Origin of the sequence: Burkholderia theae (genome assembly GCF_048565265.1) — a bacterium.
Taxonomy (GTDB): Bacteria; Pseudomonadota; Gammaproteobacteria; order Burkholderiales; family Burkholderiaceae; genus Burkholderia; species Burkholderia theae.
In genome coordinates, this window is sequence record NZ_CP183461.1 from 1,198,671 (window position 1) to 1,211,852 (window position 13,182).

The 13,182-nt window shown below is 65.9% G+C and carries 16 protein-coding genes; 14 read left to right on the plus strand and 2 right to left on the minus strand.

The genetic code is table 11. The annotated features are described in order from the left end of the window. Nucleotides 1–38: 38 nt before the first annotated feature. Together ACN22W_RS05650 and ACN22W_RS05655 are read right to left on the minus strand one after the other, a co-directional pair. Complete coding sequence (locus tag ACN22W_RS05650; protein ID WP_048249558.1) at nt 39–761, minus strand: SAM-dependent methyltransferase; 723 nt, start codon at nt 759–761, stop codon at nt 39–41. Next, on the minus strand, nt 758–1,390 hold the full coding sequence (locus ACN22W_RS05655; protein ID WP_193097910.1) for a Maf-like protein: 633 nt from the start codon (nt 1,388–1,390) through the stop codon (nt 758–760). Before ACN22W_RS05655 ends, ACN22W_RS05650 begins: the two co-directional genes overlap by 4 nt. Before the next feature lie 230 nt (nt 1,391–1,620). Between ACN22W_RS05655 and ACN22W_RS05660 the strand changes: the two genes are divergently transcribed. The 14 genes from ACN22W_RS05660 (at nt 1,621) to ACN22W_RS05725 (ending at nt 13,029) form a co-directional block, all read left to right on the plus strand. Beyond that, complete coding sequence (locus tag ACN22W_RS05660; protein WP_419686650.1) at nt 1,621–2,259, plus strand: YceD family protein; 639 nt, start codon at nt 1,621–1,623, stop codon at nt 2,257–2,259. Nucleotides 2,260–2,357: 98 nt separating this feature from the next. Then, the gene (gene rpmF, locus ACN22W_RS05665; RefSeq protein WP_047900174.1) at nt 2,358–2,537 is read left to right on the plus strand and encodes a 50S ribosomal protein L32; all 180 of its coding nucleotides are present in this window, start codon (nt 2,358–2,360) and stop codon (nt 2,535–2,537) included. Between the two features lie 129 nt (nt 2,538–2,666). After that, the gene (gene plsX, locus ACN22W_RS05670; protein ID WP_419686652.1) at nt 2,667–3,773 is read left to right on the plus strand and encodes a phosphate acyltransferase PlsX; all 1,107 of its coding nucleotides are present in this window, start codon (nt 2,667–2,669) and stop codon (nt 3,771–3,773) included. Next, the gene (locus ACN22W_RS05675; RefSeq protein WP_419686653.1) at nt 3,774–4,763 is read left to right on the plus strand and encodes a beta-ketoacyl-ACP synthase III; all 990 of its coding nucleotides are present in this window, start codon (nt 3,774–3,776) and stop codon (nt 4,761–4,763) included. It begins immediately after the preceding gene. Between the two features lie 83 nt (nt 4,764–4,846). After that, nucleotides 4,847–5,779: an ACP S-malonyltransferase gene (gene fabD / locus ACN22W_RS05680; RefSeq protein ID WP_193097912.1), complete on the plus strand. Its 933-nt coding sequence runs from the start codon at nt 4,847–4,849 to the stop codon at nt 5,777–5,779. Between the two features lie 36 nt (nt 5,780–5,815). Beyond that, on the plus strand, nt 5,816–6,565 hold the full coding sequence (gene fabG / locus ACN22W_RS05685) for a 3-oxoacyl-ACP reductase FabG (protein ID WP_129514062.1): 750 nt from the start codon (nt 5,816–5,818) through the stop codon (nt 6,563–6,565). A 144-nt stretch (nt 6,566–6,709) separates the two neighbouring features. After that, nucleotides 6,710–6,949, plus strand: coding sequence for an acyl carrier protein (gene acpP / locus ACN22W_RS05690; RefSeq protein ID WP_004197638.1), 240 nt, complete (start codon nt 6,710–6,712; stop codon nt 6,947–6,949). Between the two features lie 164 nt (nt 6,950–7,113). Next, nucleotides 7,114–8,346, plus strand: a complete 1,233-nt coding sequence (gene fabF / locus ACN22W_RS05695) for a beta-ketoacyl-ACP synthase II (protein WP_129514063.1) — start codon at nt 7,114–7,116, stop codon at nt 8,344–8,346. 11 nt (nt 8,347–8,357) lie between these two features. Beyond that, on the plus strand, nt 8,358–8,813 hold the full coding sequence (locus ACN22W_RS05700; protein WP_129514064.1) for a hypothetical protein: 456 nt from the start codon (nt 8,358–8,360) through the stop codon (nt 8,811–8,813). Nucleotides 8,814–8,904: 91 nt separating this feature from the next. Further along, the gene (rpoE, locus tag ACN22W_RS05705) at nt 8,905–9,504 is read left to right on the plus strand and encodes an RNA polymerase sigma factor RpoE (protein ID WP_006490873.1); all 600 of its coding nucleotides are present in this window, start codon (nt 8,905–8,907) and stop codon (nt 9,502–9,504) included. Between the two features lie 86 nt (nt 9,505–9,590). Beyond that, nucleotides 9,591–10,208, plus strand: a complete 618-nt coding sequence (locus ACN22W_RS05710; RefSeq protein ID WP_129514750.1) for a sigma-E factor negative regulatory protein — start codon at nt 9,591–9,593, stop codon at nt 10,206–10,208. 5 nt (nt 10,209–10,213) lie between these two features. After that, a complete protein-coding gene (locus ACN22W_RS05715) occupies nt 10,214–11,266 on the plus strand; it encodes a MucB/RseB C-terminal domain-containing protein (RefSeq protein WP_174381896.1) in 1,053 nt (350 codons plus the stop codon). A 16-nt stretch (nt 11,267–11,282) separates the two neighbouring features. Beyond that, nucleotides 11,283–12,785, plus strand: coding sequence for a DegQ family serine endoprotease (locus ACN22W_RS05720; RefSeq protein WP_419686703.1), 1,503 nt, complete (start codon nt 11,283–11,285; stop codon nt 12,783–12,785). 7 nt (nt 12,786–12,792) lie between these two features. After that, nucleotides 12,793–13,029 carry a glutaredoxin family protein gene (locus ACN22W_RS05725; RefSeq protein ID WP_193097916.1) on the plus strand — a complete coding sequence of 79 codons (237 nt, stop codon included), beginning with the start codon at nt 12,793–12,795 and terminating at the stop codon, nt 13,027–13,029. Nucleotides 13,030–13,182: the final 153 nt, after the last annotated feature.

The following is a 13,182-nucleotide window of genomic DNA, read 5'->3' on the forward strand; positions in this document are numbered from 1 at the left end:
GGCCGCCATGGCCCGCGCGTCAGCCGCCGGCCGTGGCGTCAGTTCGCGAGCAGCAGGAAGATCGCGGGGCGCTTGTGCAGATTGGGTGCAGGCGCCTTTTTCCAGTCCGCCACGGTGCGGCTCGCGATCGTCTCGGTTGCGAGGGTCAGGTCGGCCGCGACGCAGATCTGCGTCGACGGCGCGCAAGTCGCGACGAGTGTGTCGAGCATCGCCTGATTCCGGTATGGCGTTTCAATGAAGATCTGCGTCTGGCGCGCCTTGCGCGACAACTGCTCGAGTTCGCGCAGGCGTTTCGCGCGTGCGGCCGCGTCGACCGGCAGGTAGCCGTTGAACGCGAAGCTCTGGCCGTTCAGGCCTGACGCCATCAGCGCGAGCAGGATCGAACTCGGTCCGACGAGCGGCACGACCTTCACGCCGCGCTCGTGCGCGCGGCGAACCAGCAGTGCGCCGGGGTCGGCGACGGCCGGGCAGCCGGCCTCGGACACGAGACCGGCGTCCGCGCCGGCCAGCACGGGCGCGAGCAGCCGGTCGATTTGGCCGGCCGGCGTATTGACGTTCAGCTCGCTGATCTCGATTTCCTGGATCGGGCGCGTCGTGCCGATCTTCTTCAGGAACGCACGCGTCGTTTTCGCGTTTTCGCCGATGTAATAACCGAGCGTGCCGGCGCGTGCCTGAACGGCCGCGGGCAGCACGGCGGCGAGCATCGATTCGTCGCCTTCGCCGAGCGTGTTCGGGACGAGGTAAAGCGTGCCGGCCGTCATGCGCGGTCTCCACGGTTGGTTGCAAACAAAGGGAATTCCGTGGCGCGCAGCATCCGCGTGAGCGCGATCAACGGCAGGCCGACGAGCGCGGTCGGGTCGTCCGAGTCGATCGCGTCGAGCAGCGCGATGCCGAGCCCTTCGGACTTCGCGCTGCCGGCCACGTCGTATGGCGTCTCCGCGCGCAGGTACGCGTCGAGTTCGGCCTCGGACAGCGTGCGGAAACGCACGCGCGTGACGACGTCCTCGACCTGGGCTTCGCCCGTGCGGCTGTCGTACAGGCAGAGCGCGCTGTGGAATTCGACTTCGCGGCCCTGCATCGACACGAGTTGCGCGAGCGCACGCTCGTGCGTGCCGGGCTTGCCGATCTGAAGCCCGTCGAAGGTCGCGACCTGGTCCGACCCGATCACGAGCACGCCGTCCGGCGCGTCGATCGTCGCGGCGACGGCGCGCGCTTTCGCGCCGGCGAGGCGCAGGGCGGTCATGGCGGGTGTTTCGCCGTCGAGCGGGGTTTCGTCGAGGTCGGGCGACACGACGTCGAACGGTACACCGAGGCGCTCGAGGAGCGCGCGGCGGTAGCGGGAACTGGAGGCAAGAATCAGCCGCGGCAGGCGGCAAACGGTTTCCGGCATGGTCGGTTGGATCGGTGAGTCGTGAGGTGTTGTGCGGCGTTGCGCGGACGCAAGCTTAAGTGATTGACCGCAAAAGGTAAAACAGGTATGCTTTCCCGCTTTTCGTCGACAGGCTTCCGTGTTGGTGGCGCCTGTCGGGTCTTCGGAAGTAAAGTACGTCATCCGCGGATGAGCCGTACGTGAGCGGCGCCAAGCCGGATTCGCAAGTCAGCCTGTAGGCAGGAGCGCACATGAACACTTCTTCTGGCAAACCTGCTGCGGCACCACTTGATCCGCACGCAGTCGACCTGTTCGAATTCGCCCGCAGCGGGCGGCAGGCAGCAGGTGCGGTGCACCTTTCGCAACTGCCGCGCATGTTAAACGAAGTGCCGATGGACGCGCCAGATCGCGACACGGTCTTCACGTGGCAGGCGGAAGGGTTCACCCAGAAAGAGTTGCAGGACGACGGCGCCGATGGGCAGCAGCCGTATCTGCGCCTCGCGGTACATGGCCATGCATGGCTCACGTGCCAGCGCTGCGTGACGCCGTACGACCAGACGTTCGGCGTCGACATGGTGTACCGGGTCGTCGCGACCGAAGAAGAAGCTGAAGAATTTCCGCTCGACGACGATGAAGCCGATGTGATCGTGGGCTCACGCCAGTTCGATCTCGTCGACTTGATCGAAGAGGAATTGCTGCTTTCGTTGCCGCTCGTGCCCAAGCACGAGGTTTGCCCGGCAGTTCACGAAAGCCTCGTGTCGGGTGCGAGCGGTCCTGAGGAAGAGGCGGGCGAAGAGTCCGGCGAAGCCGAGGGCGAAGGCAAACGGCCGAATCCGTTCGCAGCGCTGCAAGCGCTGAAGAAGGACGGTGACGGCACCAAGAAACACTAAGCAGTTGTGGCGCGGGAAGGCGTAAGGGCTTTGGGCCAGGGTAGTTAAGCGCCGGATCGGGCTGTGTTAGAATCCGGAAAATTATTTAGGAGTTAGTCATGGCAGTCCAGCAAAACAAGAAGTCGCCGTCGAAGCGCGGCATGCATCGTTCGCACGATTTCCTGACGGCGTCGCCGCTGGCAGTCGAGCCGAGCACGGGTGAAGTGCATCTGCGTCACCACGTCAGCCCGAACGGCTACTATCGCGGCAAGAAAGTCGTCAAGACGAAGAACGACTAAGCGTCAAGTCACGCGTTGCGCGCTACGTTCGCCGTTCGCGTGACAACTGGTTCGCTTGACACTTTCCTGGCGCAACAAAAAGGCGGCATTCAACTGCCGCTTTTTTGTGCCTGAAATTCGTCGCATTCCATGACCGTAAAGCTCACTATCGATTGCATGGGAGGCGACCACGGCCCGTCCGTGACCGTTCCCGCGGCAGTCAAGTTCGTCCGCGCGCATCCCGATGCGCACCTGATGCTCGTCGGCATCGAAAGCGCAATCCGCGCCCAGCTGAAAAAGCTGAAAGCCCTCGACGATCCCGCATTGACCATCGTGCCCGCCACCGAAGTCGTGGCGATGGACGACCCTGTCGAAGTGGCGCTGCGCAAGAAGAAGGATTCTTCGATGCGTGTCGCGCTCAACCACGTCAAGGACGGCGCGGCGCAGGCCTGCATCTCCGCCGGCAATACCGGCGCGCTGATGGCCGTTTCCCGTTACGTACTCAAGACGCTGCCCGGCATCGAGCGGCCCGCGATCGCGTTCGCGCTGCCGAACCCGACCGGCTACACGATGATGCTGGACCTCGGCGCGAACGTCGATTGCGAGCCGCAGCACCTGCTGCAGTTCGCGGAGATGGGGCACGCGCTCGTGGCCGCGCTCGAAGGCAAGGAGCGGCCGACGATCGGCCTGCTGAACATCGGCGAAGAGGTCATCAAGGGCAACGAGACGATCAAGCGCGCAGGTGAACTGCTGCGCGCCAGCACGCTGAATTTCCGCGGCAACGTGGAAGGCAACGACATCTACAAGGGCACCGTCGACGTGATCGTGTGCGACGGCTTCGTCGGCAACGTCGCGCTGAAGACGTCCGAGGGGCTCGCGCAGATGCTGTCCGACATCATCCGCGAGGAGTTCGGCCGTTCGCTGATGTCGAAGCTGATGGCGCTGCTCGCGCTGCCTGTCCTGATGCGTTTCAAGAAGCGCGTCGATCACCGCCAGTACAACGGCGCGGCGCTGCTGGGGCTGAAGAGCCTCGTGATCAAGAGCCATGGTTCGGCCGATGCCTACGCGTTTGAGTGGGCAATCAAACGCGGGTATGATGCCGTCAAAAACGGCGTGCTGGAGCGCCTCACGCGTGCGATGGCGGATAATTCGGTGTCGCTCGGCGACGGCGAACACAACGCGGGCGGCGCGGGCCAGGCGAGCCCGGCCGCAGGCCATCACGCCGAACCTTCCGCTGCGCTATCCTCTAAAGCATAAATGGCCCAATCGACTCTCTATTCCCGCGTGCTCGGCACGGGCAGCTACCTGCCGCCCGACCGCGTCACGAACCAGCAGCTGACCGATCGTCTTGCGAAGGAAGGCATCGAGACGAGCGATGAGTGGATCGTTGCGCGCACGGGCATCCATGCGCGCCATTTCGCCGCACCCGACGTCACGACGAGCGATCTTGCGCTCGAGGCGTCGCGTCGCGCAATCGAAGCGGCCGGAATCGATCCGCAGTCGATCGACCTGATCATCGTCGCGACTTCGACCCCCGATTTCGTGTTCCCGAGCACCGCGTGCCTGCTGCAGAACAAGCTCGGCATCAAGAACGGCGGCGCCGCATTCGACGTGCAGGCCGTGTGTTCGGGCTTCGCGTACGCCATGGCGACGGCCGACAGCTTCATCCGCAGCGGCCAGCACCGCACGGCGCTCGTGGTCGGCGCGGAGACGTTCTCGCGCATTCTCGACTTCAAGGACCGCTCGACCTGCGTGCTGTTCGGCGACGGCGCGGGCGCGGTGATCCTGTCCGCGTCGGAAGAGCCGGGCATCCTCGGCAGCGCGCTGCACGCGGACGGCAGCTATTCGCATATCCTTTGCACGCCGGGCAACGTTAATCGCGGCGTGATCGAAGGCAGCGCGTTCCTGTACATGGACGGGCAGGCCGTGTTCAAGCTCGCGGTCAACGTGCTCGAGAAGGTGGCGATCGAGGCGCTCGCGAAGGCGAACCTCGCGCCCGAGCAGATCGACTGGCTGATTCCGCACCAGGCCAACATCCGCATCATGACCAGCACCTGTCGCAAGCTCGGCCTGCCGCAGGAACGCATGGTCGTGACGGTCGACCAGCACGGCAACACGTCGGCCGCGTCGATCCCGCTGGCGTTCGACACCGCGGTGCGCGACGGCCGTATCAAGCGCGGCCAGCACGTGCTGATCGAAGGCGTCGGCGGCGGCTTCACCTGGGGCGCGTCGGTCTTCCGCTTCTGATCCGCGGCGCGCGACTGCTGCGCGCGGATCCCACCGGCGCGCCGTTCGTGCGCGCCGTTCGAATCGATTCAATTGGGGACGATATGAAATTTGCATTCGTTTTTCCGGGGCAGGGCTCGCAGGCGGTCGGCATGCTCAACGCATTCGCCGATCTGGCCGTGGTGCGCGAGACGCTCCAGGAAGCGTCCGATGCACTCAATCAGGACCTCGGCAAGCTGATCGCCGAAGGCCCGGCCGAAGAGCTGAATCTCACCACCAACACGCAGCCCGTGATGCTGACCGCCGCGTACGCGTGCTACCGCGCGTGGCAGCAGGCAGGCGGCCCGGTGCCGTCGATCGTCGCCGGCCACAGCCTCGGTGAATACACGGCGCTCGTCGCGGCCGGCGCGCTCGCGTTCAAGGACGCGGTGCCGCTCGTGCGTTTTCGCGCGCAGGCGATGCAGACGGCCGTGCCGGTCGGCCAGGGCGGCATGGCCGCGATCCTGGGCCTCGACGACGACACGGTGCGCGCGGTGTGCGCCGAAGCCGCGGAAGCGGGCGTCGTCGAAGCCGTGAACTTCAATGCGCCCGCGCAGGTCGTGATCGCAGGCAACAAGGCCGCGGTCGAAAAGGCGTGCGAGATCGCGAAGGCGAAGGGCGCGAAGCGCGCGCTGCCGCTGCCGGTGTCGGCGCCGTTCCATTCGTCGCTGCTCAAGCCGGCATCGGATCAACTGCGCGACTATCTCGCGAACGTCGACGTCAAGGCGCCGCAGATTCCGGTCGTCAACAACATCGACGTCGCCGTGGTCAGCGATCCGGCCGCGATCAAGGATGCGCTGGTGCGCCAGGCCGCGGGCCCGGTGCGCTGGGTCGAGTGCGTGCAGCACATCGCCGGCACGGGCGTCACGCACGTGATCGAATGCGGTCCGGGCAAGGTGCTCGCAGGCCTGACGAAACGCATCGACGGCAACCTGACGGGTGCGTCGGTGTTCGATCCGGCTTCGCTCGACGACGCGCTCAAGCTGGTGACCGCCTGACGCGGCGCCTTTACTCAAGAGACGGATATTCGATTCATGGAAAAGACTCTCGATAAACAGGTTGCGATCGTAACCGGCGCGTCGCGCGGCATCGGCCGGTCGATCGCGCTCGAACTCGCGCGCCAGGGCGCGACGGTGATCGGCACGGCAACGAGCGAATCGGGCGCCGCCGCGATCACCGCGGCGTTCGCGGAAGCGGGCGTCACGGGCCGTGGCGCCGTGCTGAACGTGAACGACGCGGCAGCCGCCGAGGCGCTGATCGATGCGACCGTGAAGGAATTCGGCGCGCTGAACGTGCTCGTCAACAACGCGGGCATCACGCAGGACCAGCTCGCGATGCGGATGAAGGACGAGGACTGGGACGCGGTGATCGACACCAACCTGAAGTCGGTGTTCCGCCTGTCGCGCGCGGTGCTGCGCCCGATGATGAAGGCGCGCGGCGGCCGCATCATCAACATCACGTCGGTGGTCGGTTCGGCCGGCAACCCGGGCCAGGTCAACTACGCGGCGGCGAAGGCCGGCGTCGCAGGCATGACCCGCGCGCTTGCGCGCGAGATCGGCAGCCGCGGCATCACCGTGAACTGCGTCGCGCCGGGCTTCATCGACACCGACATGACGAAGACGCTGCCGGAAGAACAGCAGGCCGCGCTCAAGACCCAGATTCCGCTCGGCCGCCTCGGCAGCCCGGAAGACATCGCCCATGCCGTCACGTTCCTCGCCTCGCCGCAAGCCGGTTATATCACCGGCACGACGCTGCACGTGAACGGCGGCATGTACATGTCGTAACGATTTTCGTTTACCATCCGCGCCGTATCCCGTTTTTCAGGCGGATCGGCGCTTGATCGACCATCAAGCCAACGCGCGTTTTGGCGTCAGCAAACCTGATAAAATGCGCGCACTTGTAAATCTGAACTTTCCCTCGGAGGGGTAATGGACAACATCGAACAACGTGTCAAGAAGATCGTCGCTGAACAACTGGGCGTCGCGGAAGCCGAGATCAAGAACGAAGCTTCGTTCGTGAACGATCTGGGTGCCGACTCGCTCGACACGGTCGAACTGGTGATGGCTCTCGAAGACGAGTTCGGCATGGAAATCCCGGACGAAGAAGCAGAGAAGATCACGACCGTTCAGCAAGCGATCGACTACGCTCGCGCAAACGTCAAGGCGTAAGCGCCTTTCGCGCTTGTTCGCCACGTCGCCGCGATCTTCGCGATTGACGCGCCATCCTGCCGGCTTCGCGCCGGACGGACTAACAGCCACAGGGCTCGCAGGGCTGGTTCCTGTGGCCACTGTGGCTTTTGTTTTTGTCATCCAATAATGGAAAAGAGGTTACCGTGAGCCGCCGTCGTGTTGTCGTTACAGGCCTGGGGCTTATTTCGCCTGTTGGCAATAGTGTTGCCGACGGCTGGGCCAATCTCGTCGCCGGCAAGTCCGGTATCGCCACCGTCACGAAGTTCGATCCGTCGAACCTCGCCGTGCATTTCGCGGGCGAGGTGAAGGGGTTCAACGCCGAGGAGTACATCCCGGCGAAGGAAGCCCGCAGCATGGATACGTTCATCCATTACGGCATCGCCGCCGGCGTCCAGGCCATCAAGGACAGCGGGCTGGAAGTGAACGAAGCCAATGCCGAACGCATCGGCGTGCTGGTCGGTTCCGGCATCGGCGGCCTGCCGATGATCGAAGATACGCACCAGACCTACGTCGATCGCGGCGCGCGCCGGATTTCGCCGTTCTTCGTGCCGGGTTCGATCATCAACATGATCTCGGGCCACCTGAGCATCATGTTCGGCCTGAAGGGCCCGAACCTCGCGGCCGTGACGGCCTGCACGACCGGCCTGCACAGCATCGGCCTCGCGGCGCGCCTGATCCAGGCCGGCGACGCCGACGTGATGGTCGCGGGCGGCGCCGAATCGACGGTGTCGCCGCTCGGCATCGGCGGTTTCGCGGCAGCACGTGCGCTGTCGACCCGCAACGACGATCCGGCTACCGCGTCCCGTCCGTGGGACAAGGACCGCGACGGCTTCGTGCTGGGCGAGGGCGCAGGCGTGATGGTGCTCGAAGAGTACGAGTCGGCGAAGGCACGCGGTGCGAAGATCTACGCGGAAGTCTCGGGCTTCGGCATGACGGGCGACGCGTACCACATGACCGCGCCGAACATGGACGGCCCGCGCCGCTGCATGGTCGCGGCGCTGCGCGACGCCGGCGTGAACGCGGATGAGGTCCACTACCTGAACGCGCACGGCACGTCGACGCCGCTGGGCGACAAGAACGAGTCCGACGCGGTGAAGGCGGCCTTCGGCGAGCACGCGTACAAGCTCGTCGTGAACTCGACGAAGTCGATGACGGGCCACCTGCTGGGCGGCGCGGGCGGCCTCGAATCGGTGTTCACGGTGCTGGCGCTGCACAACAACGTGTCGCCGCCGACCATCAACATCTTCAACCAGGACCCCGAGTGCGATCTCGACTACTGCGCGAACACCGCACGTGACATGAAGATCGACGTCGCCGTGAAGAACAACTTCGGCTTCGGCGGTACCAACGGCACGCTGGTATTCAAGCGCGTCTGACGCAGAATCGCTTGACGAGTCCATTCGATGCTCCGGCCGGGCGTCCGCAGCGCTTTGCGTTGCGGGCCTCGGCCGTGTCGTATCTCGTGCTGGCCGCGTTCGTTGCGGCGGCTGCCGCGTCGGCTTACCTGTTCTGGGCGCCGCGCGCGGGCGCTGCGGCAGGCGCAGGCGTGTCGGCTGCGACGGCCGCGCTGCTGGCCGTGTGTGCCGCGCGGGCCTGCGCCCGTCGGCTGCCGGCCGAATTGCGGATCGACGCATTCGGGGAAATTGCGGCGTTTGGTCGCACCGGGCGGCTGCTCGCCCGCGGCCGCGTGACGGGCCATGCGCACTGGAGCAGCCTGCTGCTGGTGCTGTCGGTCGGGCAGGGCGCCCGGCGGGCCCGGCCGCTGCTGATTCCGGCCGATGCGCTCGACGCCGCGTCGTTCAGCGCGCTTGCCGTGCTGGCGAGGACGGCGGGGCGGGCATGACGGCGGCGCGGTTACGTACCGTAACCAGCGTCCGGCGCGGGAACGTTACAATGACGCTCCGCGTTGCATCCCTAGTTAATGGATTTGTCAGGTGAGTGAAAAAGAAATCGATCAGGCTCTGGTCGAACGCGTACAGAAGGGCGACAAGGCAGCGTTCGAACTCCTGGTCTCCAAATACCACCGCAAGATCATTCGGCTGATCTCGCGCCTCGTGCGGGATCCCGCCGAGGTCGAGGATGTGGCCCAGGACGCGTTCATCAAGGCGTATCGTGCGCTGCCGCAATTTCGCGGCGAATCCGCGTTCTATACGTGGTTGTACCGGATTGCCGTCAACACGGCGAAGAACTACCTTGCGACGCAAGGCCGCCGGGCGCCGACCTCGACCGAGGCCGATGCGGAGGAAGCGGAAACTTTCTCCGACGCAGACCAACTAAGGGATATCAACACGCCTGAATCGATGTTGATGAGCAAGCAGATTGCCGAGACGGTCAACGCTGCAATGGCTCTCCTGCCCGAAGAACTGCGCCAGGCAATCACGCTGCGCGAGATCGAGGGCTTGAGCTACGAAGAGATCGCGGAAATGATGGGCTGTCCGATCGGGACGGTCCGGTCGCGGATCTTCCGCGCACGCGAGGCAATCGCTGCTAAATTGCGTCCGCTGCTCGATACGCCCGAAGGCAAGCGCTGGTAAGCGCGACAGGCGAATCGACGCGGGTCGGGGTCTAGTTACGGATAGAGTCGTGAAGTCACGACGGGGTGTGCAAGATGGGGAGCATCATGGGGTCGGTCAATACGCAGTCGCAAGCGTGCTCGCGCGGCGAGCGCCTTTCCGCGCTGGTCGACGGCGAAATGTTCGATGGCCCGGATCACGGGCAGTTTCTGGCTGAGCTCAACGGCGCGGATCGCGCTGCGTGGGCCGATTACCACCTGATTGGCGATGCGCTGCGCTCGGACGAGCTTGCGCTGTCGCCCGCGCTGAGCGTCGCGTTCACCGCGCGCATGTCGGCTGCACTCGCAAGCGAGCCGCACCTGCTCGCGCCGGCGGCCGCGCCGGTCGCGCGCAAGCTGCTGTCGCTGCGCCGGCGCGTCGTGCCCGCGTTCGCGGTAGCCGCCGCGGCGGCCACGCTGACGTGGATCGTCGTCCCGCAAATGCAGACGGCCGGCACGCCGGGCGCCGTCCAGGTCGCATCGGTCGGTGCGCCGCAAGGCGGCGACCTGCAGCGCGTGACGGTTGCGCAGGCATCGGCCCAGCCGGGGCTGCAGGACGTCAACATCATTCGCGACGCCAGTCTCGACCAATACCTTGAAGCGCACCAGCAATTCGCGCAGCAGCCCGTCGTCACGGGTTCGATGCCGCTGATCCGCGCTGCCGTGACCACCACGCCAGGCCAATAAACCCGATGCGGACATTGCAGTTGAATCACGCCATCTCCGGATGGAAGCGGCTGCCGGCCCTCCTGCTTTGTGCAGCCGCCCTGTTGTCCGTTCAATCCCTCCCTGCCAGCGCCCAGCAACCGGACGATCCCGTCGCGACCCGCAAGGGCGCCGCGGACTGGCTCGACCGTGTCCAGCAGGCGGCACAGCAGCAGAGCTACGAAGGCACGTTCGTCTATCAGCGCGGCGGGTATGTCCAGTCGTCGCGCATCGCGCATGTCGCGTCCCGCGACGGCGAGTTCGAGCGGATCGAGACGCTCGACGGCAAGCCGCGCAAGCTGCTGCGGCATAACGACGAGCTGTACACGTTCGTGCCGGAGCGCAAGCTGTGCGTGGTCGAGCGCCGTCAGACGCGCGATTCGTTCCCCGCGTTGCTCGGCGCGAGCGGCGATCATGTAATGTCCGTCTACGACGCGAAGTCGCTCGGCAAGGACCGCGTGGCCGGGATCGACGCGCAGGTCGTCGAGCTCGTGCCGAAGGATGCATACCGCTTTACGTACAAGCTGTGGGCCGACGCGCGCACCGGGCTGCTGCTGCGATCGCAGACGCTCGATGCGAACGATCACGTGCTCGAGCAGATTGCGTTCTCGCAATTGCAGACGGGCGGCGCAAGCGGCGACAAGGCCGCGATCGCGGCCGGCATGCGCAACCTGAGCGGCTGGACGGTCGTGCGCCCGCCGGTTGCGACGGTCGACATGGAAGCGCAGGGCTGGCAGCTCGCGCCGAGCGTCGCCGGCTTCCAGAAGATTCGCGAAGTGCGCCGGCCGATGGCCGCGCGTGACGCGGGCGATCCGCCGATCCCGGTCGACCAGGCCGTCTTCACCGACGGTCTCGCGACGATCTCGGTGTTCATCGAGCCGGCCGAAAAGAATACGCGCAAGGAAGGCGCGGGCAGCACCGGTGCGACGCACGTGCTCGTGAAGCGTCGCGGCGACTACTGGATCACCGTGCTCGGCGAAGTGCCGCCGGCTACGTTGCAGCAGTTCGCGTCTGCCATAGAATACAAGGCTTCCAAGTAACGCTACGGCTTCCGACATGATGAAACTCACGCTGCGCAAATGGCTCGCGGCGGCGGCGCTGTCTGCCTGCCTGCCGCTCGTGCCGCATACCGCTGTCGCGGTGACGCCTCCCGCCGCGAGCCTGCCCGATTTCGCCGATCTGGTCGAAAAGGTCGGGCCGGCCGTCGTGAACATCCGGACCACCGCCAACGTGCCGACGAGCAACGGCCCGCGCGGGATGCTCCCGCCGGGCTTCGACAACGGCGACATGTCGGAATTCTTCCGGCGCTTCTTCGGCATTCCGCTGCCGCAGGCGCCCGGCAGCGGTAGCGGCAATGGCAGCGGCAACCCGAAGAACGCGCCGGCGCCGGACAATCCGCCCGACACCGAACAGAATCGCGGCGTCGGCTCGGGCTTCATCGTATCGGCCGACGGTTACGTGATGACCAATGCGCACGTCGTCGACGATGCGGACACCATCTACGTGACGTTGACCGACAAGCGCGAATTCAAGGCGAAGCTGATCGGCGTCGACGATCGCACGGACGTCGCGGTCGTCAAGATCCAGGCGTCGAACCTGCCGGTCGTCGCGATCGGCGACTCGAACAAGGTGCGCGTCGGCGAATGGGTCGTCGCGATCGGTTCGCCGTTCGGTCTCGACAACACGGTGACGGCCGGCATCGTCAGCTCGAAGAGCCGCAACACCGGCGATTACCTGCCGTTCATCCAGACCGATGTGGCCGTGAACCCCGGCAACTCGGGCGGCCCGCTGATCAACATGCAGGGCGAGGTGATCGGCATCAACTCGCAGATCTACAGCCGGACCGGCGGCTTCATGGGTATCTCGTTCGCGATTCCGATCGACGAGGCGATGCGCGTGGCCGACCAGCTGAAGGCGACGGGCAAGGTCACGCGCGGCCGGATCGCGGTGGCGATCGGCGAGGTGACGAAGGACGTGGCCGACTCGATCGGGCTGCCGAAGGCCGAGGGCGCGCTCGTCAGCAGCGTCGAGCCGGGTGGCCCGGCCGACAAGGCGGGCATCCAGCCGGGCGATATCATCCTGAAGTTCAACGGCCGGCCGGTCGACACGGCGTCGGACCTGCCGCGCATGGTCGGCGATACGAAGCCCGGCGCGAAGGCGACGGTCAGCGTATGGCGCAAGGGTCAGGCGCGCGATCTGCCGATCACGATCGCGGAGACGCCGGCCGAGACGACGGCGAAGGCGGAGCAGCGCAAGAACGCGCCGCAGAAGCCGCGCCAGACCAATGCACTCGGTCTGACGGTCAGCGACATTTCGGCGGATCAGATGAAGTCGCTGAAGCTGAAGAACGGCGTGCAGGTCGACGGCGTCGACGGCCCGGCCGCCCGTGCGGGGCTGCAGCGCGGCGACATCGTGCTGCGCGTCGGCGACACCGACATCACGAGCGCGAAGCAGTTCGCCGAAGTGACCGCGCAGCTCGATCCGCAGAAGGCGGTCGCGGTACTCGTGCGGCGCGGCGACAACACGCAGTTCGTGCCCGTGCGGCCGCGCCAGAAGTAACGCGCCGATGTTCACGCTCTACGGCCGCGGCTGGTGCCACCTGTGCGACGACATGCGCGACGCACTGGCGCCGGTGGCGGCCGAATTCGGTGTCAGGGTCGACTATGTCGACATCGACGCCGATGCGGCGCTCGTCGCGCGCTACGATGAAGACGTGCCCGTGTTGCTGCTGGATGGCACGGAAGTGTGCCGCCACCGGTTCGACGACACGAAGGTGCGCGACGCGCTCGCGGCCCGGCGCTGAGCCAGACCTGCCGCGAGTGTCGCTTTCCCCGGGGCCTTGCCCGATGAATGCCCCCGACAGGGCCGCCGCGCGGCCCGGCGTCCGAAATACCGCCCGGCGAAGGCCTTTTCGGCTAAAATAAGCTGTTTTTTCACCGACTTACACAAGGCGTGC